A 24,313-nucleotide genomic window follows, 5' to 3' on the forward strand; every position below is an offset into this window, starting at 1 on the left:
TATAGCGAAGTTAGTATATGATATTCCCCGATTTCTCACAATTTTCGGAACTGGCGAAACAAGGCAATTTTGTACCCGTGTATCAAGAATGGGTTGCTGATTTGGATACGCCGGTGTCTGCGTGGTATCGGGTTTGTGCGGGTCAACCTTACAGTTTTCTGCTGGAGTCGGTGGAAGGTGGGGAAAAACTTGGGCGTTATAGTTTCTTAGGGTGCGATCCGTTGTGGATTTTGGAGGCAAAGGGATCTCGCACAACTCAAGTTTACCGTGACGGTTCCGAAAAAGTATTTACGGGCGATCCGTTTGTAGCTTTAACTGAATGTTTGGAGTCTTATCAACCGGTCAAATTGCCACAGTTACCGCCGGGAATTGGCGGGTTATTCGGTTTTTGGGGTTACGAGTTAATTAAGTGGATAGAACCGCGAGTTCCCGTGCATCCAGCCAGCGAGAATGATTTGCCGGATGGATTGTGGATGCAGGTTGATAATTTGCTGATTTTCGACCAGGTGAAGCGGAAAATTTGGGTCGTCGCCTATGCGGATTTGCGGGAGGTTGGGGTTGATTTGGCCGATGCTTATCAGCAAGCGTGCGATCGCGTTGGTAAGTTAGTTCAGAAGCTGCAATCGCCGCTTTCCCGGCAATCTACTCTGATAGAATGGACACCTCCCAATAACGGGCAAGATGCCCGTTCCACAACCGGAAATACAGAATTGGCTTACACTAGCAATATTACCCGTGAAAAGTATTGTGCCAATGTCTTAAAGGCTAAGGACTATATAAAAGCCGGAGATATTTTTCAAGTAGTTATTTCGCAGCGACTAGAGGCTGAATACAGTGGCGATTCTTTTGCACTTTACCGCTCTTTGCGTCTGATTAATCCTTCTCCGTACATGGCTTATTTTCATTTCGGAGATTGGCAGATTATCGGTTCGAGTCCCGAAATCATGGTGAAGGCAGAAAACACTGCTGATGGCAAAAAAATAGCAACTTTGCGACCAATCGCCGGCACTCGCCGCCGGGGTAAAACTCCTCAAGAAGATGATGCTTTGGCTGCTGAATTGCTGCAAGATCCGAAGGAAATTGCGGAACACGTCATGTTAGTTGATTTGGGCAGGAACGATTTAGGAAGAGTTTGCCGAAACGGTACTGTAAAAGTTGACGAATTAATGGAAATTGAGCGTTATTCTCACGTCATGCACATTGTGAGCAATGTGGTGGGAGAATTGGCCCAGGATAAGACAGCTTGGGATTTGTTGAAAGCTGGTTTTCCTGCGGGTACGGTTAGCGGTGCTCCGAAGATTCGGGCGATGGAGATTGTGCACGAGTTGGAAGGTTGTCGCCGGGGGCCGTATTCTGGGGTTTACGGGTATTATGATTTTGAGGGGCAATTGAATAGTGCGATCGCGATTCGGACTATGGTTGTTCGTTCTTTAGGTGGTGACAAACATTCGGTTTCTGTGCAAGCAGGTGCTGGTTTGGTAGCCGATTCTAACCCGGATATGGAGTACGAAGAAACGCTCAATAAAGCCAGGGGAATGTTGGAAGCAATTCGCTGTTTGAAATAGTGAGGCGGAGCCTCTGGATCTGTGTTACCAGGCAGAGCCTGGTAACAAGAAAATCCGGTTTCTTTGCGTAAGTCCTATTTACCTAAGCCCCTAATATTCGAGCGACCGAAACTGCAACATCAGGAAATGCCAGCGGATTAATATTACCCTGAGTCAGAGTTTCTCTCGATTGATATCCTTCATTGGTAGGCTCTCGAAATACTATTAATTCCCTAGTTCGCAAATTGACAACCCAATACTCAGAAATGCCGGCTTCCGCATAAATCTTGCTCTTGATTCCCAAGTCTTTGCTCAGAGTATGATCCGAGTATTCTATCAGCCAAAAGATGTTTTCTGGATAGGGATGATGTTCTCGGTAATCTTGTCCCAAACGTTGAATTACAGCGATATCGGGTTGTGGCTCGGAGTTGCTTGGCGGCAAGATAATCGGTTTACCTTGGCGGATTTTAGCCCGATCACCCAGCAAATAAATGAGGTACTCTCCAGCCTCATCGCTAGAGTAAGCATGAGATTCTCCTTCGGGAGCCATTTCGATTATTTCTCCACCTATTAATTCAACGTTTCGCCCTTCCAGAATGCCGGCTGCAATGATGCGGTGGTAGTCTGCAACCGTCCATTTTACAGTCGTGACGCTCACGGCGATTACTCCTATGTTTTTATTGTTATTTTAACGGCTGTCTTGCCCTGGATGTAAAATATCAGTTATCGACTTTTACCAAAGGCATAATTATGAATTTTTATATAGTTGACGTGTTTGCGGAGTCAAAATATGCTGGCAATCAACTAGCTGTATTTTGCGGTGCAGGAGTTGCTGAACTATCTGAGGCCCAAATGCTGCTGATAGCGAGGGAAATCAATTATTCAGAAACTACGTTTATTCGATCGCCCGATCCGCGAGATGGCGGCTATGACGTGCGGATATTCACGCCCAAGAAGGAATTGCCCTTTGCCGGTCATCCGACTTTGGGCACTGCGTTTGTGTTGCAGCAAGAGATTATTCGCGAAAAGGTCGATCGAGTAATTCTCAATCTAGCCGTCGGTCAAATTCCAGTTACTTTTAATTATCACAATGAATCGGCAGCTATTTTGTGGATGCGACAAAACCCGCCTAGTTTTGGTCAAGTTTTATCAGCCGAAAGTCTGGCAAATGTCTTGAATTTAGAACCCGATGAAATTGATTCCAACTTCCCAATTCAAGAAGTTTCGACCGGAGTGCCGTTTATAATTGTCCCATTAAAAACTCTCGCTTCGCTCAAAAAAGCTCAGGTCAACTTAGATAAATATTTTGAGCTAGTTGATACAAGGTCAGCGAAAGAAATTTTGATATTTTGCCCAGAAACTTACAGCGACGTTAATGATTTAAACGTGCGAGTTTTTGCCCATTCATTAGGAATTCCAGAAGATCCGGCGACTGGCAGCGCTAACGGCTGTTTGGCTGGATATTTGGTAGAATACGCTTATTATGGGTCAGCAAAGATTGATGTCAGAGTTGAGCAGGGTTATGAAATCGATCGACCTTCTTTGCTGTTGTTACAAGCAGCCCAAAATGAAGGGGAAATAGCAGTTTTGGTTGGTGGTAAGGTGGTGATGGTTGCTAAGGGAGAATTTGTGTAGAATATTTAAGAGAGAATTATTAACCGCAGATGCAGGCAGCTAGATTTAGATGCTTGTTTGGCGATCGAGATGTTACAATTTTGCTAATAGCGATCGCAGCACTTTGTCTGCTTCTCGCCGTCGCAGCGCGGGAAAATCAGCCATCTGCGGCCTGAAGCCATTCTGTCTGAGTTTAAACAAAGCGCTTTTTTCGGAAAACTTGCAATTGAGTGCGATCGATCTCAACGACTACTGGCCGTCGCTTGTTGAGGACGATCGCATTGTGTCTGTTTAGCAAAAGCAACTGAGCCAATATTGCCACAATCGCGCGTCTTTTGAGAAACTTGCCTTCAAAACGCGCCATTCGGACGATCGCCTCTTCGATTTTATAACCACAGTTGTTGCCTTTCTGGGAAATCACAAAAATCGTTCCCGGTATGTAATCACCTTCATTTGCCCAGAAAGCATACCTTTCGCCTAAAGTAAAGTAGTGAAAAACATTGTTAGCCGTGGAAGTTTTAGCTAACTTTTCCGAAACGCCCAAAGAATTAAAAACTACAGTGGATCTAATATAATCCGGGTATTTTGCTGCTATTTGCTGAGCAACTTTGCCCCCCAAACTTTCTCCGATGACATCGGGCGGATTCCCGCTGTGAAATTGCTGCTTTATCCAATCAATAGCACCCGCAGTTTGCGCTGATTTTAACTGGCGTTCTAGTTTTGCCATAAATACATCGGGCGTATCTTCCAAAACGCGATCGAAAGGATACCAAGAACCGTAGCCGCGAATCACTAAAACAGGTGGATGATTGCCAGAAATGGGGAAGCGACTTTCAGCATAAAAACCAGTGCGAGAGTCTTCAAAGACTTTTTTTATGATATAATTTCCATCAATAACTTGCCCTTCTTCGTGCCGAATGTAAATTGAAGGATTATTGGGTTTAAAAGTATCGTGCAGTTGGGGTTTGGCAAATTTTTCATACAGGGAATCTAGCAAGTGCCTTCCCGTTTGGCGATCGACAAAATCGAATTCTGTTCCTTTCATCCCAAATCTCATTTTTAACTGATTGTGGGGGGAAAACCCGGTATTTTTCTTTTGGCAAAATACCTTTAGCCAGATTTGGTAGGGGCGGGTTCACCAACCATATCTAACGATTACCGACAATCTAGATAAACCCGCCCCCCACTACCGATAACCTACGTCAACCCGAAATTTGCATCGCCTCGGAAAGGTACATGATGATTTATGGTTCGGTTCGGGCGGGTTTTCGAGATTGTTTGTTTCAGGCAATTATTGTTTGTGAACCCGCCCCTACAAGCACCCGGTACATTCTGATTTACCGTTGGGCGAGGGCGGGTTTTAGAGATTGTCAATTATTGGCAAATATTGTAGGTAAAACCCGCCCCTACCAAATCACTTTTACAAAACTCGCAACGTGCTAGCAACACTATCGACTGCTTCCATCGCGCGAATTTCATCGAGTGCTTGTTGAAAATTACCTTCCGTAACATCGTGAGTCACGACGACAATTTCTGCTAAATCGCCGTGAATTCCCGTCTGCACAACTGATTCCAAACTAACTTTGTGGTTGCCGAAACAAGTGCCGAGTTTGCCAATTACCCCCGGAGTATCGCGCGTCAGAAAACGGGCGTAAAAGCGAGTAACAAGTTCCTGCATCGGAGCAATTTTGCAGTAGTGTTGGTGACTGCAACTCAGCAAAGGATGGGGAATCGGAACAGTTTCGGTTTTCAGGATGGCCGCGACATTCATGATGTCTGATACTACGGCGCTAGCTGTTGGGCCTGCACCGGCGCCACGCCCGTACAGCATCAATTGCCCGATCGGCTCTCCTTCGACTAAAATTGCATTGTAAACCCCGTTAACACTCGCCAGCGGATGAGTTTTCGGCACAAAACTCGGATGCACTCGAATTGACAGCAGTTCGCTTTCTCCCTCAGCTTGCTTGCCATTGTAGCGGGAGGTTTCTTGAGCAATAGCCAACAATTTAATCACAAATCCCAGCTTGTCGGCGTAGTCAATATCAGCAGCACTAACTTTTCTGATACCTTCGCAGTGAACATCTTCTAATTTGATGCGTCCGCCAAAAGCTAGCGAGGCTAAGATAGCAATTTTATCGGCCGCATCTAATCCATCTACATCTGCTGTGGGGTCAGCTTCAGCATAACCTAATTGCTGAGCGTCGGCGAGCACTTCGGCAAAGTCTGCGCCTTCTGTTTGCATCCGCGTCAGGATGTAATTAGTTGTGCCGTTGACGATGCCGGTGACAGTTTGAATGCGGTTTGCACCTAAAGATTGTTTGAGGCTTTGAATGACTGGAATGCCGCCGCCGACAGCAGCTTCTAGCATTACGTAAACGCCTTTTTTGTTGGCGGCCTCGAAGATTTCATTCCCGTAGCGGGCGATAACTGCTTTGTTGGCAGTGACGACGTGCTTGCCGCTGGCAATAGCTTGCAGAATGAGCGATCGCGCCGGTTCCAATCCGCCAATCAGTTCTACTACAATATCAATTTCCGGGTCAGTTGCGATCGCTTCTAGGTCAGTTGTCAGCACATTTTCTGGCAATTGTAAAGACCGAGTTCGAGAAATATCGCGCACTCCCACCCGATAAATTTCCAATTCCTGCAACAGCGGATGGCGGCCATCTGGGGAGAGCAAAATCTCTGCTGTTCCCGCGCCAACTGTACCCAAACCTAACAAACCAATTTTGAAAGCCACGACTTTGACCCGTTGAAACTCACTTCATCTAGAATCATTGTATGATAACCGCGGCTTCACTGAATACCCAGAGACCCGACTTCTTAAAAAAGTCCGGGATCTACATGACTAATTAATCCAGATTTTACATGGCAATTTAAAGTTCTGTATCCATCTCTATCCCCATTTCTCGCAGCCGCTGCGCCAATCTTTCGGCCCGCTGGCGTTCTGCATTAACTTGCTGTTCTAGCTGCCGATTTTGCTGTTCTAGCTGCTGTCGCTGCGCTTGTTCTTCTCGAATTAAATCTTCTACTAGGGGCGGACATAGCACTTGATTCACCGATAAAATAAATTCAGCGAACTGTACAGACTGAACTTGCTGTTCCGGCAAAAATTCCTGGTGAGAGTAACTGCCTTCATTTTCTGGACGGCTACACACTCGTATTTTTAGTAAATTGGGGTCTACAATCCAATATTCAGGGATATCAATTAAGTCATATTCTGCGCGTTTACGGATGTAGTCGTCCCGCCAATTTTGACTGGTAACTTCTATAACTAACAGCGGTTTTTCTTCAAAGTCCAAGACTGCGGAACCAGGTTGTGCACAGACTTGTTCCCAAAGACTCTGAGTGCAAATCACAACATCAGGAACGCGTGCAGAGTTTTCCTCGGTTCGGACTGCGGTAGTGACAACTGCAACTAGCGGGAGGTTGTGTGCTGCAAAGAAGCGCCGGAACTGGTAAACCAAAAATTCACAGATTTTGATATGTATAGCTGTGGGTGTTGGCATTTCAATGATGTGTCCCCGATATAATTCATAACAAACACCTGATTCTCCCTGGTAGTCCAGATACTCTTTAAAGGTCAGTTGTTGGGTAGAAATTAGGGTCATGTCAGTCATCTCCCTTTTTCGGTGAGCTTACTGTATATTGTACACTTTTTGTGGGCAGTTCAAGCTTCTCAAAACTAAAAACTGTTTAAAACAATTGTAGGGCGAGCCAAGCCCACCCTACAAATCAGATTAAATCAGGTAACACATTAATAAGTTTCAACGTGCCAACGGTGCTCTTTCTTCAACTGTTTCTGATAGGCAGCCCAGTCAACGTCGTACTTACCAGCCGCAGCCGACATTCCCTCATCAATTCCACCTTCCATACCCTTCAAACCGCAGATATAAGTGTGAGTATTCGGCTTTTGAACCAATTCCCACAATTGGTCTGCGTTCTCTTGAATCCGGTTTTGAATGTACATCTTGCCGCCGTCAACATTCTTTTGCTCGCGGCTGATGGCATAAGTCAAGCGGAAATTATCGGGGAACTCGCGCTGCAATTGCTCCAACTCTTCCTTATAAAGAATGTTGGGAGTGTAAGCAACTCCAAAGAACAACCAAGCTAAACCTCTGAATTTGTAATCGGGATTGTTTTCTTTAAACATCCGCCACAAATAAGCCCGGAAAGGAGCAATACCCGTACCGGTACCCATCATAATAATGGTGGCTTCCTCGTCGTCGGGCAACAGCATTTCCTTGCCTACGGGGCCGGTGATTTTGACATCATCCCCCGGTTGCAAACCGGTGAGAAAAGTCGAACAAACGCCGAACACTTGTTCGCCAGTCTCTGGGCTTTTGTACTCTAGGCGGCGCACGCACAGCGAGACTGTTTTGTCGTCGAGGTTGTCGCCGTGACGGGTGGAGGCGATCGAGTAAAGCCGAATTTTGTGAGGTTTGCCGTTTTTATCCGTGCCATCGGGAATAATCCCGATACTTTGACCTTCGAGATAGTGCAAATTGCCTCCAGAAATGTCGAAGGTGACGTGGCGGACTGTGCCGTCGCCGCCTTCTCTGACTAATTCTTCTGTAGAAATGCACTTACCAATATAGGGATTGGCCGGTTTGTAGAGGTTGACAGGAACCTGAACTTTTTCCTTGGCTTGAGTCATGGGCTTAGTTTCTTCTCCAGATTTCTGACTCTGTAGCCCTGCTTCTGGTGCGACTTTGCCATTTGTTTCGGGAGCGCTGTTTGAGGGGCGGATGCTGACAATTCTTCCACCCATCCGAGCAATCCGGCGCATTTCCTGATTCATGCGATCGTAGGGCACGGAGATAAATACGCTACCACTACGGCGAATCGGGTTACTTATTTGGTCAGTTGCTTGGCTCTGACGCATACCCTCCACTTCGTAAACAAAGATGCGGCTGCCTGATTCTGAGTTGGCCGCCACACCAGATATGCTTGGGCTGTACATTGGTTGATTTTCCTTCACGATACAGAGTTATAAAGAAAGAGAATGTGACGTTAGACTCAATTTACTTTTTTCTTAAGGCCATCGGGACTAATTGGCCTCGCCAATTTTTGGGCCCCGCCACGTCGGCGGGAAGGTTGAAGTTGCGATCGCTCGCGTATCAAATCCCTACTAGCCGAACGCCGCGCTCACCGAGCCCGCTTTGCGTTCGGCTGTTGACCTATAGCTATTGTTGTCTGCGTACTGCCAATATTTTACCCGATCGGGGGATCTGCCCCGATAAGTCGTTTTGATTGCCGATCGGTGATGGAGTGTGGCATCGGGCAACAAATAGCTCCTATTGACCGAAAGCAGCCAGGTACAAGATCCTGGATTTATGACTCCCAGGCTGACTGACGGGTCAATTCTACAATCTAAAATCTAAAATCTAAAATCTAAAATCTATCGACGTTGAGCTTGTAGTGGGCGATCGCATTCTGGTAAGATCAACTACTAAAGTTAGTGTTAATAGATATTAGGATCTTATGCCCCAAGCAATCCCAAATGCCTTGTGCGATGGGATAGGGAGCTGCGTAGTTCAGCCCAGGCGGGTCAATCCGCTCGAAGTAAAAAAGAAAGGGGAGGGATTCACGCCTCCCATGTCATACATAAATGACTATACTTTTACAAGCTATTAATTACTTGCCTTGAAGATTGCTTGGGTCTTCCCGGGCAGGCAATCAACTCACTGCTGTATGCTGGTGAGAACTCGATGCTATCGCGGTAGCACAGCAGCACAAAGCCTGCTTGCCGCTACCTGCGGGCTGAAATTTTGTGGAATCTAGACTTGAGTTAGTTAGTAAACAGTGATTTTGTTAGAGGGAAACTATGACAAGTAAGCCGGATCGCGTGGTTTTAATTGGCGTTGCCGGAGATTCCGGATGCGGAAAATCTACTTTTTTACGCCGATTGACAGATTTGTTCGGGGAAGATTTCGTTACTGTAATCTGCCTTGATGACTATCATTGTCTCGATCGCAAGCAGCGCAAGGAAACAGGGATTACAGCCCTTGACCCCAGAGCGAACAATTTTGACCTGATGGCCGAGCAAATGAAGGCGCTCAAAGAAGGTCGGGCGATCGACAAGCCGATTTACAACCACGAAACCGGTCTGCTCGATCCTCCTGAGCGGGTAGAGCCGAATCATGTGATTGTGATTGAGGGGCTGCATCCCCTGTACGACGAGCGAGTTCGATCGCTCCTCGACTTCAGCGTCTACCTCGACATCAGCGACGAGGTAAAAATTGCTTGGAAAATCCAGCGCGACATGGCGGAACGGGGCCACCGTTACGAAGACGTGCTGTTTGCGATCAATGCTCGCAAACCGGATTTTACCGCCTACATTGACCCGCAAAAGCAATATGCTGATGTGGTAATTCAAGTGTTGCCGACCAACTTGATCAAAGATGACAAAGAGCGGAAGGTTCTGCGCGTGCAGATGATCCAGCGCGAAGGCATCGCCAATTTTGAGCCTGCGTATTTGTTTGACGAAGGTTCAACAATTAACTGGGTTCCTTGCGGTCGCAAACTTACTTGTTCCTATCCCGGAATTAAGATGTACTACGGGCCCGATGCTTTCTACGGCCACGAAGTCTCGATTTTGGAAGTAGATGGTCAATTCGAGAATCTCGAAGAAGTTATTTACATCGAAAGCCATTTGAGCAAGACTTCTGCGAAGTATGAAGGCGAGTTAACTCACCTGTTGCTCCAGCACCGCGAATATCCTGGTTCCAACAATGGAACTGGTTTGTTCCAAGTGTTAGTCGGATTGAAGATGCGGGCGACTTACGAGAAGTTGACTGCAAAAGAAGCGAAAGTGGCTATGAGTGTTTAGAACGCAGACATGAAAGATTTGAGAGGCGCGATCGCGCCTCTTTTTTTGTGGATACATGAACCGCAGAGGGCGCAGAGGCCGCAGAGGAGAGTTAGGGGAGGGTGTTTGGAAGTAGAGAGGTTAAGAAGGTTTTTCCGGCTTGATTGAGGTCGCTATCTAGGGAAAAAGTTAGACTGCGAACTCGGATATCGTCATTTTTTATATCTAGTGGCTGTTTGAGGTTTTGCGGGTAGATGAGAATTGCATTTTGGCACTTTAACGCATTTGCGTAAGCAACTATTTGATGAATGTCATTATTGGCTACTTTATCGGGAGCTTTGTATTTTGTATCGAGGACGTATTGGACTTTTTTTGTTTCACTATCGCGTATAATTAAGTCAATCTTATCGAAATAATTTGTGTCATGTTCAACTCGGTGTTGTGGTTCGACCTCAAAGCCTTTTGGTGTATTTGCTTTGAGCCATTCAGCGACAAATTGTTCATATAAATTAGCCATGTCTATGAGAAAAGGGAGCATTTCGCGATCGCCACTTTCGTGACTCGGCCCTGTGTTATCTAAAAAGAATCGACATAAGGCGTGTAAAAGTTGATAATCTTGATTCAAACGGTGATAATTTCTATCAATACAAGCTTCTGATTTAAAAGGTTTTAATGTAACAAATCCTTGGAGTGCGTGAAAGGCTTTTCGCACAGTAGATGAAACAGATTCACGGCACAAACCGCTGCGGCCAATTATGAAGAGTGTCCAAGCGAGTATTTGATTGTCTTCGATGTCGCCTGTTTGTTCGTTATAGTGGCATTTTAGTTTAACATCCCAAGGTTTTTGGAGGGCTGACCGCAAATCGACGCGGCCGCGAATGTAGGCGAGTCTTTCTGTTTTGGATAAGTAATCGCGATATAATCCTTTGCGACAGCGTTCTAGAATTTTTTGGGCAAGAATGTTAGCTAATCTCTCGTAAATTTGTTTTAAAGATTGGCACTGAATCGATCCTTGGGGAAATTTTATCTTAAGGTTGTAGGCATATTCAAGCATTCCGAATAAGTTGTTTATGGGAACCTTTGGGCGGATGGCAATGTGAAAGTCGGGAGTGATTGGAATGTTGCCAACTCTGCCTTTAGATTTTAATTCCCATTTATCTTTTGTTTTACGGTTGGGAAATTCTATGTCGATTTCCTTGCCATAATTCTGGTATATTTTATCTCCTACTGATTCGGGGATAAAATTTCGTTCAAAAGTTGCTAATTGATATTCTGTAAGTTCGATAATTTGGGGTGATTCTCGATTCATAAGATTATCACTGGCTCAATTTATGTTTAATTTTATACCAGAGAAATTCATCCATTTTTCCCTGGTCATCAAAGAAGTATTCTTCGAGGTATGGCTCAATTTCCATTTGCCAAATGTCTTGGATATCTTCAGCTAAGGTTTTTGTCAGAAAGAAGGAAATACCTAGTTCATAGTGTTTGTTGTTAATTGCCTGATTTACATCTTCTAGAATGCTAGTTAATTTATCAACTGGAAAACCTGTTTCCTCTCTGTGGTGATACAGTCGCAGGACTTCAGAGTTGGGATAGATAGAAATGAATGCGAAGCGGCGACGGAGTGCATTATCAACTAAGGCAATAGAACGGTCTGCGGTGTTCATTGTGCCGATGATGCGGACATTTGTAGGGATTCTAAACTGTTTACCGCTGGCTAGTGTAATAAAGCGCTCTGTGTCGGGTCGGTCATCTAGGAGATACATTAACTCGCCAAAGACTTGAGATAAATTTGCACGGTTAATTTCATCAATAATCAGAACACAAATGTCTTCACAGGCTTCGGCTTTTTCGCAAAATTCTAGGAATCTACCGGGAACTATGGGATAAGTTAATTGCCCGTCTTGACTTTGGGGGCGGATGCCTTGAATAAAGTCTTCATAAGTATAAGCTGGATGAAATTGGATCGTGTCTGAGAAACCGTCACCCCCGCCGATTAAGTGTTGGGCGAGTTTTTGGGCAAGGAAGGTTTTTCCGGTTCCGGGCGGGCCTTGAATGATGGTTTGGCCTTTGCGGTTAATGGTGTGTATCCATTGGGTTAGTTGGGTTGTTTGAAAACCAGTAGTTTCGGAAATTTCTTCTAGTTGATACACTGGATTAAATTCCTTTTCATATACTGACAAATATTCACTGAGAATAATTGGAGTAAAATAATTATTGTCATCGTAAAAATTGAAAATCAAAAACAATGGAAATAGTTTTTTAAATGTTTGTCCTATTTTCCTAATTAAGCCATTAGCAGAAGATCCTAATATTTTTTGTGATTCAAGTGAGATTTGAACCTGAATTTTAGTAAGTTCTATGTTAACTTCATATGGTAGAATACCAGGTGACTCAGTGAAAATGTTTTCTAATAGTTCATAAACATTTTTTGCGGGTTCCATTCTGGAATCAAAATCCCAGTTAGTGAATTTAAAATCAGTTGCTTTCTGAGTCAAACAGAAGCTATAATTTTTTGGAAGTTGAGAACGTTTAAAGAGTTCGATCATATCATCATCTATATAAGGCAGTAGGCGAAATTCTTTTACTGCCTCAAAATCGTTACTTTCAGAAGAAAAACCAAAAGTTAATTTCTGGTTTTCAAGATTCAGCATTAACTGAGCACGACTTATACAATGCACAGTAGAAATGATATCTTTTAAATCAAAAATTATACTGTAGGCTGTCGATTCCAAATTACCTATTTCATTAATAGAGCCAAACCCCTCACGTTTGACATTTATATATTCTTTAATAAAATCAGGCAACTGCTCTTCTACCTGGCTGTAAATATACTTTAATGGCTCTTCTACATATTTTAAAAAATTTTTTTTGTGTGCTATGTAAAAATCTGAGTTGGGATTTTCATAAAATTGTGCCAATAAGTTAAATGTTTCTACTGAAAAAGGACATTCAGGATGTACAAAAACTTTTTCCATTTTTTCTGTATGTTTAAGGTGACTCAATTGTTGTTCTTAACTTATTGTAGCCGATCGCCCTTCCCGACACCAGATATCTGAGATGCGATCGCACCCACCATCCTTACCCACATCAATAGCCCTCCCAAACCAGTAACACAGGCAAAACCGCTAACAACAGTTCCCGGAAAATTTAAACTTGCGCCGAGTGACTCAGATTTACCAAATTGTGTCTATACTAGATAATTGAATCCGGCGATCGCGACTAATAACGGGTACATTAACATACAAAGCAGTAGCAGCAATAATGCGATCGGGCAAATCGGGAATTTGCGATCGGTCAACTTGCCTTAAAGTCAAAGCTATATTGCGATCGAAAGGAATTTCAACCAATAAGGCATCATCGCTCTCAACTTCTCTCAATAATAGATCGAGAGTAGTTGAATTAATCCGCCCTCACTCGCTCAGATAGACAATTTCTGCTAATGTAATTGATGAAAAAGCCACCTAATTTCCCTGGGCAGCTATCTCTTCTATAGTCGTTCTAGCAGTCACCGAAAGTCGTGAATCGGCAAAGATATACCAGATCACAGCATGAGTATCAGCTACAGCACGCAGCATTAGAAATCCTCCCTTGGGAAATTCGCCCATTCTTCGCTGCGATGTTCATCTATATCAGCGGCAGAAGGTGCAATTCCCAAGTCAGCACATAAACCCCACAATGATTTGCGGGGAGTCGGCCCAACAACTAATTCTCGTTCTATTTCAGGAACTATCCACTTAATCAATCGTAACTTTTCGGCTAGAGACAAGTGCTTAACAAGATTTAAAACCGCCTCAAAAGTCATGTTTTTTATGTTTCAATTGGTGATTGATGTAATTGTAGCATTTTGGCCACCAAGGACAGCATCACCAGGTTTGGGTTGAGAAGATTCGTTTACCACGGTTCCCGGAAAAGTTAAAACTGTGTCGAAACAATCTAAACGTGCTATATTCAATTCCGTAAACCCTGAACTTCCCTATCAGGTATTGCAAATTTATCCACGAGTCAACTGAATGCTCTCTACTTTCAAGAAACTAGCTTCAATTGCAATCATCTTTGCCGCCCTAGAACTTTTACGTAATTATACGCCGTTCAGAGAAATAGAAAATTATATCGCAAATAGAGACCCAGCAAGTGCCACCTTAGACGCTGGAACTCTGCCGCAAAAATCCAGCAGCCCGCCTCTGGTACTTCCCAAAAAACCACCAGAGCAAACCTTTGATGTAGTAGTATATGGTGATGAAGTACCGGGGATATGTGCGGCGATATGGGCGAAGAAAACTTTAGGCCCAAAGGGCAAAGTTGCGATCGTGCGATCGAACTACGGAAGAGCACCTTTGGGCGGCTTACTCACCCGCGGCGGTTTAGCTTACATCGATGTAGATAAAATCCCCGGTTGGTATCGCCAACCCTACGCCCAATGTTTTAAGGAATTCTTAGATAAAGCGAATGCGCCCGAATCTTGCTTAGATCCAAAAAGGGCAGATCAAGCTCTCAGGCAAATGCTTTCAGCAGCAAAAGTCAGAGTTATTTCCAACTCAACTCTTACTCCCCACGTCGTAGATAAAAAAATCGAATATGCCGAAGTAAAAGGCAGCACCTTAAGAATTAAAGCCAACTCTTTTATTGACGTAACTCAAGACGCGGAATTAGCCAGGAAAGCCGGATTATCTTATTATACAGGATATGAATCTCAAAATATAAAATCCAAAAATGAAACTTTAGCTGTCTCTATAGTTCCGAGAATTACAGGTATAACGATGTCCGAATTCCGCAGAATAGAAGATGACATTCTATACAATCGGCTTTTGGTAAAAAAGATTAAAGAGAGCATTACAAAATCTAAAGATCCTGCCAGTACAAAATTCTGGATGAGGAATTTCTGGAGTACGATTTATCAGCCATATACAGACGGCTACGACATCAGAAGTGTAGCCATAGGAGCAGCGTATCACATAGACAGAAATTTGCCCTTTAGTCAAAATAAAGGATTCTTTTTTGATAAAGGCAATGTCTGCGTTTATAACAAAAATGTGCTGTCCTGGAACGGGTTTCTGTTTAAATACCAAGTTGACCAAATCATGAAGATGGAAGCTAACGGCAGAAAACCGACTCCTGAAATGATTAGAGAAATGTCACATCTCCAACACTGGCTACAAAAGAAGTCTGGTAAAGATGTGAGAGTATTTATTCCAGACGAGATTTATATCAGGCAAAGTTTGAACGTTCGCGATGTGGTAGATCCACTGACGGGGAAGGAGATTATCAAAGGGGGAACAGCAGCGTCCAAGTCGATCGGCAGTTTTTCCTACGATTTCGATATGCGGGGCGGAGTCAAGCATTTATCTACGAGAATTCCGCCGCTACCAGTCTATAATTTCGGGATAGAAAGCGCTTTGGCTAGCAAAGTGAATAATTTAGCCATTGTCGGGCGATCGTCCGGTTATGTCGGTATGGCTGTATCCGTCGGGCGAATAGCGACGGTGAATATTTATCAAGGACAAGGTGTGGGCGTGGCGGCTGGTTTGGCTAGCAAGTTCGGCGTGCCGCTGAATTCGATTACTTCGGCTGAAACGAAAAAAGCTCTGGAGACTTTAACGGGGAAAACGACGTATTTGTCGGGGAAAGATACGAGTTATGGAGTGGATTATAAGGAAGTGAAATAATTAAAGATATTAAGAGGAATGAACCGCAGAGGGCGCAGAGGGCGCAGAGAGGGGAGGGATGAGAGGATTTTTTAGGAGAGGATGAGGCGGCGGATTCCTTCTTTTAAAAAGCGGACATTGAAGTTGATGAGAAGGGCTAGAGGATAACCAGTCATTTTGAGGTAGGAGATAACTTGAGCCTCATGAATAGGAAGTATAGTTTGGACTGACTTTAATTCAACTACGATAGTGTGGGCAACCAGCATATCGTATCTGCCTTCCCCAACCACAACACCTTTATAAGTTACATTTACTGTAGGTTGAGGTTGAAAAGGAATTCCCCGGCGCGAGAGTTCTTCACGCAACGAATTCTCATATACCGCTTCCAAAAACCCCGGCCCCAACTCCTTATGAACCTCCATCGCCGCCCCAATCACCGCATAAGTCAACTCATTCAGATCATCTTCCAACTCTCTTCTCTCCTCTTCTCAAACCAATAATCACAATCATAATCCAAAACCCTCCCCACACTCTTCCCTCTGCGCCCTCTGCGCCCTCTGCGGTTCAAAACTCTTCTCTTAATGGAGTGGATTGTAAAGACGTGAATAGATATTAAGAGGATTTTACCGCAGAGAACACAGAGAGCGCAGAGAGGGGAGGGATAAAAGGTTTTTTTACGACATCCAAAACCCTCCCAACACTCTTCCCTCTGCGCCCTCTGCGCCCTCTGCGGTTCAAACCTCTTCTCTTCCCCCCGCTGTGGCACAATCTTATATATAAAACCTGCACCCTCTCGCCAATGACCGCAAACCTACCCCCCCAATACGACCCCCAAGCCACCGAAGCCAAGTGGCAAAAATACTGGGAAGACAACCAAACCTTCAAAGCTGACCCAGAAGCCGGCGGCGAACCTTACTGCGTAGTTATCCCGCCGCCCAACGTCACCGGCAGCCTCCACATGGGACACGCTTTTGAAGAGACGCTGATTGATGTCCTCGTCCGCTATCACCGCATGACTGGACGCAATACCCTGTGGTTGCCGGGAACGGATCATGCTAGCATCGCAGTTCAAACTATTCTCGAAAAGCAACTCAAAGCAGAAGGCAAAACTCGCCACGATTTAGGCCGAGAAAAATTCTTGGAACGGGCCTGGGAGTGGAAAGCTGAATCGGGCAATATTATTACTAATCAATTACGCAGTTTGGGCGTATCTGTCGATTGGTCGCGTGAACGCTTTACGATGGATGAAGGCTTATCCGCTGCGGTTTTAGAAGCATTTGTCCGCCTGTACGATGAGGGGCTGATTTATCGCGGTAATTACCTGGTGAATTGGTGTCCGGCTAGTCAGTCTGCTGTGTCGGATTTGGAGGTAGACCAGCAGGAAGTTGAGGGCCATTTGTGGCATTTCCGCTATCCTTTGACGGATGGTTCTGGTTATTTGGAGGTGGCGACGACTCGGCCGGAAACGATGTTGGGCGATACTGGGGTGGCGGTGAATCCCAAGGACGATCGCTACAAACATCTTATCGGTAAAACTGTGACTTTGCCGATCGTAAATCGCGAAATCCCAATCATTGCTGATGAGTTTGTCGATCCGACTTTCGGAACTGGTTGTGTCAAGGTGACTCCCGCCCACGATCCGAATGACTTCGAGATGGGTAAACGTCACAATTTGCCGTTTATTAACATCATGAATAAGGACGGCAGTTTAAATGAAAATGCCGGAGAGTTCCAAGGACAAGACCGATTTGTTGCCCGCAAAAATGTGGTGAAGCGGTTAGAAACTGACGGGGTTTTGGTTAAAATAGAAGATTATAAGCATACTGTTCCCTACAGCGAACGCGGCAAAGTCCCGGTCGAACCTTTGATATCTACGCAATGGTTTGTGAAGATCGATCCTCTTTCTCAACGCGCTTTAGAAGCTTTAGATCAAAGTAACTCACCAGTCTTTGTTCCTGAAAGATGGACAAAGGTTTATCGCGATTGGTTGGTGAAGCTGAAGGATTGGTGTATCTCCAGGCAATTGTGGTGGGGACACCAAATCCCGGCTTGGTATGCTGTTAGCGAAACCCAGGGCGAAATTACTGATACCACGCCGTTTGTGGTGGCGAAAACTGAAGCTGAAGCTAGGGAAAAAGCGACGGCTAAATTTGGTAATGACGTAGAGTTAGCAAGAGATCCAGACGTATTGGATACTTGGTTTTCTTCCGGGTTGTGGCCTTTCTCAACTTTGGGATGGCCTGACGAAACTAAGGATTTGGAGTTTTACTATCCGACAACTACTTTGGTAACGGGTTTTGACATCATCTTTTTCTGGGTTGCTAGAATGACGATGATGGCAGGACATTTTACTGGAAAGATGCCTTTTGATACTGTTTACATTCACGGTTTGGTGTTGGATGAAAACGGTCAAAAAATGTCTAAGAGTAAAAATAACGGTATCGACCCGCTGCTATTGATTGGCAAGTACGGTACTGATGCTTTGCGCTACACTTTGGTTAAGGAAGTGGTTGGGGCGGGTCAAAATATTCGCATGGAGTACGATCGCAAAACTGATGAATCGAAATCGGTGGAAGCTTCGCGGAACTTCACGAATAAGTTGTGGAATGCGGCTAGGTTTGTGATGATGAATTTGGAGGGACAGACTCCGCAGCAGTTGGGAATTCCTCACCCCCCCCAACCCCCCCTTACTAAGGGGGGGAGAGAAGAAGATTCCCTTGTTGAGGGGGGGAGAGAAGAAGATTCCCTTGTTGAGGGGAAGAGAGAAGAAGGGTTGGAATTGTGCGATCGCTGGATTCTTTCTCGCTACAATCAAGTTGTGCAGCAAAGCCGCAATTGTTTGGAAAATTACGGTTTGGGGGAAGCAGCGAAGGGACTTTATGAGTTTATTTGGGGCGATTTCTGTGACTGGTATATTGAGTTAGTCAAGTCTCGCTTGCAACAGGATGCTGAACCAAATTCTAAGAAAGTGGCACAGCAAACTTTTGCTTTTGTGTTGGAAGGGATTTTGAAACTACTACATCCTTTTATGCCGCACATTACTGAGGAGATTTGGCACACTCTGACTCAAACAGGTGACGATAAATGTTTGGCTTTGCAAGCTTATCCTGAAGCTGATGTCTCGCTAATTGATGCTGAATTAGAACAGCAATTTGAGTTGTTGTTCGGTACAATTCGCACTATTCGTAATTTGCGGGCAGATGCTGATATCAAACCCAGTGTGAAGGTGACGGCGATTTTGCAAAGCGAAAGCGAGAAAGAACGCCAAATTATCTCAGATGGAGGTGTTTACATTCAGGATTTGGCAAAAGTCGAAAATCTGACAGTTACTGCTAGTTTGGATGCAGAACCCCCCCTTAATCCCCCCCTTGGTAAGGGGGGGCAAGGGGGGTCAATTGCTGGTGTTGTTGGTACTGTGCAAGTATTGATTCCTCTGGCTGGGGTGGTGGATTTGGCGGCTTTGCGTGCTAAATTAGAGAAGAAGTTGAGCAAGGTGGAAGCTGAAATTAAGCATACTGCGGCGCGCTTGACTAATCAGAAGTTTGTGGATAAGGCTACTCCTGATGTGGTTCAGGGGGCGAGGGATGCTTTGGCTGAAGCCGAAAAACAAGCTGAGATTTTGCGCGATCGGCTAAAGGTGTTTTAATAGTTGACAGTTGACAGTTGACAGTAGTCGCGCATTCGGTGAGAAACCGGGTTTCTCTGAAATTTTGTGTTTAGTCACGAGAAATCTCGAAAGAAACCCGGTTGATGAGGTTATTACCATTCTTGTTTATGGTGAAGCCTTGCTTCATCAAAAACCTCCCAAAATCCTGTAGGGGCGGGTTCACCAACATCTATGAAATTCACAAAAAATATCATAAACCCGCCCCATCACCGCCATTATTTATATCAACATTTTACCAATAAATTCATCGTACATTTGTATTGTTGGTGGGTGGGGGCGGGTTTATAACATTATTCATTTTTACCGTAAATGGTTGGCGAACCCGCCCCTACAAATTTGGTTTCAATAATATAACAACTTGTCCTAATATTACCAATTACGAATCCGCAACTATCAATTACCAATCACTAATTACCCTAATGTTATATTTAGCCAAAGTACAAAATCAGGAAATTATAGGCGAGATAAGTCTGCAATTGCTGGCTTGTCAAAATGCTGATGGTACTTGGGCGATTATTGGTGAACAAAATGTGTTGACATTAGCGACAGATTTTGTTAACAACCCAAATAACTCCGCCGCAAATTTCTTAAATGAAGGTGTTTTAGTATTAGCAGACATTGGCGAAAATAGCCAGATTTTGGATATTCAAGCAGCTACAAACTGGGTACTACAATTAGTAGAGAAATATTTAACAACAGGCTTTACTCCCGATTTTTTGCATGAAGAAGCCCAGAAAGCAGAAGATTGGCGGCAATCTCTCACTTTGCAGAGTCAAGAATTGTCTCGCCGCTTGATTGAAGTTGAAGCCCGCCGGGAACAAATTCAAAATTTAGAAGCAAAACTCCAGCAGGAAAAGCAATTGCTTGAAAGTTCGATCGCCCAATTGAAAATTCCGCCCGCTACTCCACTAATTTGACTTAGAATTTGACTTAAATTAACACACCAAACGTAGGGACACGCCACTACCGCGTCCCCACAAACCTAATATGCAATTTGCTGGACATCCTAATAATTTGTAACTTGACACATACCCGTTACCCGTTGCCGAATCGCCAGCAATACGGCCCGCGGCTAAAGCACTTTTGACTTCAGCCAAGCGGCGGGGAGACACCGCAGTTTCTGAGAATTGCTAACATAAGCCCGCTTCTGAAACACATCATATTGATTGCGTTCGATCGCATTTAAGATTCTGCTGTAGAGCATTGTAGCAGCCCAAACTGTCCAGCGGATATCGGGACTGAGCACTTTAATTCCCGGTTCCGCGCTAGCGTATAATTTGCGAGCTCGCTGAATTTGAAACCGCATCAATTCCCGCCAGCGGTTGTCAATTACACCGTTGAATAAATCTTCTTCGGTGTAGTTAAACAAGGCTAAGTCTTCTAAGGGAATGTAAATGCGGCCGCGGCGGGCGTCTTCTCCGACATCGCGCAGAATATTAGTCAACTGCTTGGCAATACCCAGGGCTATCGCTTCTTCTTTGGGAATTCTATTCCCCCAGTGCCAATTCCAGTTAGCAGCGGAGCTCGATTCGCCTACACCCATGACAGACATCGACATCAGCCCTACAGTACCCGCTACTCGATAACAGTAAAGATTGAGCTCTTCAAAAGTTTCGTAGCGGCTGCGGTACAAGTCCATTTGCTGGCCCGCAATCATCTCTCGAAACGGCCCAATGTCGATCGGGAAACGAGACAGCGTATCCACCAACGCTACGTCGTAGTCGTCGTGAGGATGGCCGGCAAACACCGATTCTAGGCGTTTTTCCCACAGATTGAGGGTTTCAGGGGTCGTTGCATCAGAACCCGGCCCGTCTACGAGTTCGTCGGTGCGGCGGCACCAGACGTAAATCGCCCAAATCGCCCGACGCTTCGCTTCGGGCATGAGTTGAGTGCCTAAATAAAAATTTTTGGCATAACTCGCCGTGACTTGGCGGCACAGTTCGTAAGAGTCATCCACAGAGGCCAGAGTTCTCATGCACTGGAGTTTTGACAGTTGCAGCATCCGAGAATAAGAAATTTAAAGATTAGAATTGACATTCCCCCGTTTAGAAAACGGGAGATTTTTTACGTCTTTATGAAAAATTCTTAATTTTTCATTTGTTATTGGCCGTTGAAATAGCCTGCGCTGTCAGCTTACCAGAAAGCACGGCACCTTCCATACTCGCAAGATAACGCTGCATCGTATAATCCCCCGTTAGATAGAAATTGCTAATGGGAGTTGTTTGTGTGGGACGGCACTGCTGGCGTCCGGGGGTGGCTTTGTAGACGGAACGTGGGGTTTTGACTACGTGATATTTGAGCAGTTTGGCGGGTTCTGGGATTTGATCGGGAAAGAGTTTTTCTAACTCGACCATTGTGGCTGCGACGATATCTTCGTCAGATTTGCCTATCCAGTCTTTGGCCGGTGCTAAAACCAGTTCCAGCATGGATTTGTCTGGGTTGGCATATTCGCGGCAGGTGTTGCTCATGTCGGCGTAGACGCTCAGCAGGGGCGATCGCGAGAACAGCAAATGGTCGATGTCAGTTAATTTGCGATCGAACCACAAGTGTACATTAATGACGGGTACTCCCTCCAACCCTTCGAGCTGTTTGAAATAATCCATTTCGCCCCAAGGTTTCGGCATCATCAACTTCAGCGGGTCAACCGGCATCGCAGAAACGTAAATATCGGCGGTCAGAATTTCTGACTCTGCCCCTTTTACTCCCCGAATGTGGAAGCCGCGCACGGTGTTGTCATCGTTGAGCAAAAACTCGCCGATGGGTGCATTCAGCCGGACTTCACCGCCGCGCTCAGTTATGTAGTCTACCATCGGCTGACACAACCTCTCTGTGGGGGAACCGTCTAAAAAGGCCATTTTCGAGCCGTTTTTCTCTTGCAAGAAGCGGTTGAGGGCTGTCAGCAGTATGGTTGCGGATATTTCGTGGGGGTCAATGAAGTTGAGCGCCTTGGACATGGCGATAAATACTTCTTTTTCGACTCTGGGGGGGACGTTTTGCTTTTTCAGCCAGTCGGAAAACGAGTATTTGTCCATTGCTTCGACATAGTTTTGACCCTGAAGCATCGCCGGAATCAAGCCTATACCAAAGCGGATTTTTTCGGGCCAGGTGAGCATATCGTTGTTGCTCAAGATGGCTGCGACGCCGTTGAAGGGGGCCGGAAGGTCGGGAAAGTCAAAGCGGGAATAGGTTCCGGGGGTTTCCGGCTGATTGAAAATCATGCTGTGTTCTTTCCATTGCAGCCGGTCTTCAATGTCAAGTTCTTTGAAGAGTTGGAGCATATTCGGGTATGCACCGAAGAAGATGTGGAGGCCGGTTTCGTACCAGTCGCCATCTGCATCTTTCCAGGCGGCTACTTTGCCGCCGAGTACGTCCCGACTTTCTAGGAGGATGGGGGTGTGGCCCGCGTCGGTAAGATATTTAGCGCAGGAAAGTCCTGCTAAGCCTGCTCCGGCGATCGCAACTCGCATTTGATACTACTTGGCCTCTGTGTTCGCTTCGGTTTAATTATACTTTACAACTCGTTACATTTTTGTGGGAACTGGGGAAGGTGAGGCGAGGGGTGCGGGGATGCTCTGAGTTATTTTTGGCGTAATTTAGGTATGGCGTTGCCATATGCGCCATGCGTGCTATAATCGGGTTATCATCCACATAGAGGTAAAAATGATGGGCAGTTTTGTCAGAGACGAGACGTTAGCGCACGAAGCTAAAATTGTCTGGCTTGTAGAAGAGGAAGAGATCAGTAAAATGCCTTGGGTGCGAGAGAGCGAAGTAGATTTTTGTAGCAGAAAAGGGGTCTCTAAAGAACGTCTTTCAGAGTTTCAGCAAAAAGGTGAAATCCTGTTGGCATATGCAGAATTAAAAGATGGTGCTCCCCCTACTTTTACTGAAGGAAATCACGAGTATTTTAACAGACGGATTTTCACAATTCGAGAAAAAGACCCTGAAGTTTACAAAGTAGATTACCCGGTAGAAGCAGTGGAACCATTAAGTGTAGAACCAAAACTCAAGGGTCTACCTCCGAGTAAAAAATCTCAAATAGCTGTTAGAGTTCCTCCTAGTCTTTTTAGCAAGCTCAAAAGATATGTTCAGCAAACGGGCATATCTCAAACTGATGTCATAGTTGGCGCCCTAGCTAAACATCTAGATTCGGTCGAAGGTGTACCCATGATTCAGAGGATACTAGAACTGGAAAAGAGAGTTGATGCGTTGGAAAGCAAGAGTTAATAGAGGCGGTAATTAGGCTAACAATCCATTTGTAAGGTGGCAACGCCCACCTTACTACACAATCTGTATAGACTTTAAACTTAGTGTAAAACGATGGTACAAACAATTCAAGCTAAAAATATTGCACTGAATGATTTGGAAACCAAATTCAAGATTGAGTGGGTTGAAGATGACCAATTCTTTCGCGAGTGGCAAGATGATTTGCCAGAAATCTCGGAAGCTGAAAAACAGCGGCTGGACAGAGTGAAGGCAAGTTACAGGAATTTGCTCAAACATCCGCCACTTCTAGAAAATACAGTCAAAATGGTTGTGCTGTCTCCGTTTTTGGATTTAGCTGATTTCTATCTTGCTCCTTTTCACGTTACTTCAGAAAAATCTGTAGAAATTATTGACGAAGATGAAGGAATGATTGTCAGGGGACAGTTGGATGTTTTGGCTTTGTTTCAGGAGTTTTGGGTAGTGGTTATCGAGTCCAAGCAAGCGGCGTTTTCTTTGGAGGTCGGGATTCCGCAGTTGCTGGCTTATATGTTAGCTAATCTCAGTGCCGATCGACCTACTTACGGACTGTTAATGAATGGGGCAGATTTTCTATTTGTCAAGTTAGTTAAGCGGGAAAAAGCACAGTACGCTTTTTCTCGGAAGTTTTACCTTTTCAATCCGGGGAATGATTTGTACAGCGTGCTGAGTATTTTGAAGCGCCTTGGTCAGTTGAATGTTGGCAATACAGTTTAGCAAGCGATCGCGCTCTTCTGTGAGGGCTATCGCTCATAGACGCGGTTGTACTTCGTTTAAATAAAAAATGAACAATCAA

General features: G+C 45.0%; 21 protein-coding genes. 9 read left to right on the forward strand and 12 right to left on the reverse strand.

The window, feature by feature from the left end:
• The first annotated feature begins 17 nt into the window (after positions 1-17).
• Positions 18-1,565: an anthranilate synthase component I gene (gene trpE / locus QT987_RS16700; protein ID WP_333241871.1), complete on the forward strand. Its 1,548-nt coding sequence runs from the start codon at positions 18-20 to the stop codon at positions 1,563-1,565.
• An 82-nt stretch (positions 1,566-1,647) separates the two neighbouring features.
• On the opposite strand, the gene QT987_RS16705 is transcribed toward trpE, so the two are convergent.
• Positions 1,648-2,202 carry a Uma2 family endonuclease gene (locus QT987_RS16705; RefSeq protein ID WP_333241873.1) on the reverse strand — a complete coding sequence of 185 codons (555 nt, stop codon included), beginning with the start codon at positions 2,200-2,202 and terminating at the stop codon, positions 1,648-1,650.
• Positions 2,203-2,294: 92 nt separating this feature from the next.
• On the opposite strand from QT987_RS16705, the gene QT987_RS16710 reads away from it, so the two are divergent.
• Together QT987_RS16710 and QT987_RS16715 are read left to right on the forward strand one after the other, a co-directional pair.
• Entirely contained in the window at positions 2,295-3,179 is an 885-nt protein-coding gene (locus QT987_RS16710; protein WP_333241874.1) for a PhzF family phenazine biosynthesis protein, read from the forward strand.
• A gap of 29 nt (positions 3,180-3,208) precedes the next feature.
• Positions 3,209-3,334 carry a hypothetical protein gene (locus QT987_RS16715; protein ID WP_333241876.1) on the forward strand — a complete coding sequence of 42 codons (126 nt, stop codon included), beginning with the start codon at positions 3,209-3,211 and terminating at the stop codon, positions 3,332-3,334.
• A 17-nt stretch (positions 3,335-3,351) separates the two neighbouring features.
• On the opposite strand, the gene QT987_RS16720 is transcribed toward QT987_RS16715, so the two are convergent.
• The 4 genes from QT987_RS16720 to petH form a co-directional block, all read right to left on the reverse strand.
• Positions 3,352-4,203, reverse strand: a complete 852-nt coding sequence (locus QT987_RS16720; protein ID WP_333241878.1) for an alpha/beta hydrolase — start codon at positions 4,201-4,203, stop codon at positions 3,352-3,354.
• Positions 4,204-4,578: 375 nt separating this feature from the next.
• Positions 4,579-5,895: a homoserine dehydrogenase gene (locus QT987_RS16725; protein WP_333241880.1), complete on the reverse strand. Its 1,317-nt coding sequence runs from the start codon at positions 5,893-5,895 to the stop codon at positions 4,579-4,581.
• A 136-nt stretch (positions 5,896-6,031) separates the two neighbouring features.
• Positions 6,032-6,775 (reverse strand): Uma2 family endonuclease, encoded by a 744-nt coding sequence (locus tag QT987_RS16730; protein ID WP_333241882.1) that lies wholly within the window; start codon positions 6,773-6,775, stop codon positions 6,032-6,034.
• Positions 6,776-6,912: 137 nt separating this feature from the next.
• Positions 6,913-8,118: a ferredoxin--NADP reductase gene (gene petH, locus QT987_RS16735; protein WP_333241884.1), complete on the reverse strand. Its 1,206-nt coding sequence runs from the start codon at positions 8,116-8,118 to the stop codon at positions 6,913-6,915.
• A gap of 864 nt (positions 8,119-8,982) precedes the next feature.
• Here petH and QT987_RS16740 point away from each other — a divergent pair.
• Complete coding sequence (locus QT987_RS16740) at positions 8,983-9,987, forward strand: phosphoribulokinase (RefSeq protein ID WP_333241886.1); 1,005 nt, start codon at positions 8,983-8,985, stop codon at positions 9,985-9,987.
• Positions 9,988-10,078: 91 nt separating this feature from the next.
• Here the strand turns inward: QT987_RS16740 and QT987_RS16745 are convergent, their stop codons facing one another.
• The 4 genes from QT987_RS16745 to QT987_RS16760 form a co-directional block, all read right to left on the reverse strand.
• The gene (locus tag QT987_RS16745) at positions 10,079-11,275 is read right to left on the reverse strand and encodes a 5-methylcytosine restriction system specificity protein McrC (RefSeq protein WP_333241888.1); all 1,197 of its coding nucleotides are present in this window, start codon (positions 11,273-11,275) and stop codon (positions 10,079-10,081) included.
• 7 nt (positions 11,276-11,282) lie between these two features.
• On the reverse strand, positions 11,283-12,944 hold the full coding sequence (locus tag QT987_RS16750; RefSeq protein ID WP_333241890.1) for an AAA family ATPase: 1,662 nt from the start codon (positions 12,942-12,944) through the stop codon (positions 11,283-11,285).
• A 198-nt stretch (positions 12,945-13,142) separates the two neighbouring features.
• Entirely contained in the window at positions 13,143-13,346 is a 204-nt protein-coding gene (locus tag QT987_RS16755; protein WP_333241892.1) for a PIN domain-containing protein, read from the reverse strand.
• A 197-nt stretch (positions 13,347-13,543) separates the two neighbouring features.
• The gene (locus QT987_RS16760) at positions 13,544-13,771 is read right to left on the reverse strand and encodes a hypothetical protein (protein WP_333241894.1); all 228 of its coding nucleotides are present in this window, start codon (positions 13,769-13,771) and stop codon (positions 13,544-13,546) included.
• Positions 13,772-13,979: 208 nt separating this feature from the next.
• Between QT987_RS16760 and QT987_RS16765 the strand changes: the two genes are divergently transcribed.
• Positions 13,980-15,632, forward strand: a complete 1,653-nt coding sequence (locus tag QT987_RS16765) for an FAD-dependent oxidoreductase (protein WP_333241896.1) — start codon at positions 13,980-13,982, stop codon at positions 15,630-15,632.
• A gap of 71 nt (positions 15,633-15,703) precedes the next feature.
• Here the strand turns inward: QT987_RS16765 and QT987_RS16770 are convergent, their stop codons facing one another.
• The gene (locus QT987_RS16770) at positions 15,704-16,081 is read right to left on the reverse strand and encodes a GxxExxY protein (RefSeq protein WP_333241898.1); all 378 of its coding nucleotides are present in this window, start codon (positions 16,079-16,081) and stop codon (positions 15,704-15,706) included.
• Positions 16,082-16,410: 329 nt separating this feature from the next.
• Between QT987_RS16770 and QT987_RS16775 the strand changes: the two genes are divergently transcribed.
• Together QT987_RS16775 and QT987_RS16780 are read left to right on the forward strand one after the other, a co-directional pair.
• Positions 16,411-19,257, forward strand: a complete 2,847-nt coding sequence (locus QT987_RS16775; RefSeq protein ID WP_333241900.1) for a valine--tRNA ligase — start codon at positions 16,411-16,413, stop codon at positions 19,255-19,257.
• A 440-nt stretch (positions 19,258-19,697) separates the two neighbouring features.
• Positions 19,698-20,195: a hypothetical protein gene (locus QT987_RS16780; protein WP_333241902.1), complete on the forward strand. Its 498-nt coding sequence runs from the start codon at positions 19,698-19,700 to the stop codon at positions 20,193-20,195.
• 155 nt (positions 20,196-20,350) lie between these two features.
• Here QT987_RS16780 and crtB read toward each other — a convergent pair whose 3' ends face one another.
• On the reverse strand, positions 20,351-21,280 hold the full coding sequence (crtB, locus tag QT987_RS16785; RefSeq protein ID WP_333241904.1) for a 15-cis-phytoene synthase CrtB: 930 nt from the start codon (positions 21,278-21,280) through the stop codon (positions 20,351-20,353).
• 91 nt (positions 21,281-21,371) lie between these two features.
• Positions 21,372-22,745, reverse strand: coding sequence for a 15-cis-phytoene desaturase (gene pds, locus QT987_RS16790; RefSeq protein WP_333241906.1), 1,374 nt, complete (start codon positions 22,743-22,745; stop codon positions 21,372-21,374).
• 193 nt (positions 22,746-22,938) lie between these two features.
• Between pds and QT987_RS16795 the strand changes: the two genes are divergently transcribed.
• Positions 22,939-23,502 carry a DUF6009 family protein gene (locus QT987_RS16795; protein ID WP_333241908.1) on the forward strand — a complete coding sequence of 188 codons (564 nt, stop codon included), beginning with the start codon at positions 22,939-22,941 and terminating at the stop codon, positions 23,500-23,502.
• A gap of 93 nt (positions 23,503-23,595) precedes the next feature.
• The gene (locus QT987_RS16800; protein ID WP_333241910.1) at positions 23,596-24,234 is read left to right on the forward strand and encodes a restriction endonuclease subunit R; all 639 of its coding nucleotides are present in this window, start codon (positions 23,596-23,598) and stop codon (positions 24,232-24,234) included.
• Positions 24,235-24,313 lie beyond the last annotated feature (79 nt).

It is taken from the genome of Microcoleus sp. SVA1B4 (assembly GCF_036700545.1).
Lineage (GTDB): Bacteria > Cyanobacteriota > Cyanobacteriia > Cyanobacteriales > Microcoleaceae > Microcoleus.

What these genes read in the sequence shown, in the direction of transcription:
- trpE (WP_333241871.1), top strand. Translation starts at nt 18, where the DNA reads ATGATATTCCCCGATTTCTCACAATTTTCGGAACTGGCGAAACAAGGC.
- QT987_RS16710 (WP_333241874.1), top strand. Translation starts at nt 2,295, where the DNA reads ATGAATTTTTATATAGTTGACGTGTTTGCGGAGTCAAAATATGCTGGC.
- QT987_RS16715 (WP_333241876.1), top strand. Translation starts at nt 3,209, where the DNA reads ATGCAGGCAGCTAGATTTAGATGCTTGTTTGGCGATCGAGATGTTACA.
- QT987_RS16720 (WP_333241878.1), bottom strand. Translation starts at nt 4,203, where the DNA reads ATGAAAGGAACAGAATTCGATTTTGTCGATCGCCAAACGGGAAGGCAC.
- QT987_RS16730 (WP_333241882.1), bottom strand. Translation starts at nt 6,775, where the DNA reads ATGACTGACATGACCCTAATTTCTACCCAACAACTGACCTTTAAAGAG.
- petH (WP_333241884.1), bottom strand. Translation starts at nt 8,118, where the DNA reads ATGTACAGCCCAAGCATATCTGGTGTGGCGGCCAACTCAGAATCAGGC.
- QT987_RS16740 (WP_333241886.1), top strand. Translation starts at nt 8,983, where the DNA reads ATGACAAGTAAGCCGGATCGCGTGGTTTTAATTGGCGTTGCCGGAGAT.
- QT987_RS16745 (WP_333241888.1), bottom strand. Translation starts at nt 11,275, where the DNA reads ATGAATCGAGAATCACCCCAAATTATCGAACTTACAGAATATCAATTA.
- QT987_RS16750 (WP_333241890.1), bottom strand. Translation starts at nt 12,944, where the DNA reads ATGGAAAAAGTTTTTGTACATCCTGAATGTCCTTTTTCAGTAGAAACA.
- QT987_RS16760 (WP_333241894.1), bottom strand. Translation starts at nt 13,771, where the DNA reads ATGACTTTTGAGGCGGTTTTAAATCTTGTTAAGCACTTGTCTCTAGCC.
- QT987_RS16765 (WP_333241896.1), top strand. Translation starts at nt 13,980, where the DNA reads ATGCTCTCTACTTTCAAGAAACTAGCTTCAATTGCAATCATCTTTGCC.
- QT987_RS16775 (WP_333241900.1), top strand. Translation starts at nt 16,411, where the DNA reads ATGACCGCAAACCTACCCCCCCAATACGACCCCCAAGCCACCGAAGCC.
- QT987_RS16780 (WP_333241902.1), top strand. Translation starts at nt 19,698, where the DNA reads ATGTTATATTTAGCCAAAGTACAAAATCAGGAAATTATAGGCGAGATA.
- crtB (WP_333241904.1), bottom strand. Translation starts at nt 21,280, where the DNA reads ATGCTGCAACTGTCAAAACTCCAGTGCATGAGAACTCTGGCCTCTGTG.
- pds (WP_333241906.1), bottom strand. Translation starts at nt 22,745, where the DNA reads ATGCGAGTTGCGATCGCCGGAGCAGGCTTAGCAGGACTTTCCTGCGCT.
- QT987_RS16795 (WP_333241908.1), top strand. Translation starts at nt 22,939, where the DNA reads ATGATGGGCAGTTTTGTCAGAGACGAGACGTTAGCGCACGAAGCTAAA.
- QT987_RS16800 (WP_333241910.1), top strand. Translation starts at nt 23,596, where the DNA reads ATGGTACAAACAATTCAAGCTAAAAATATTGCACTGAATGATTTGGAA.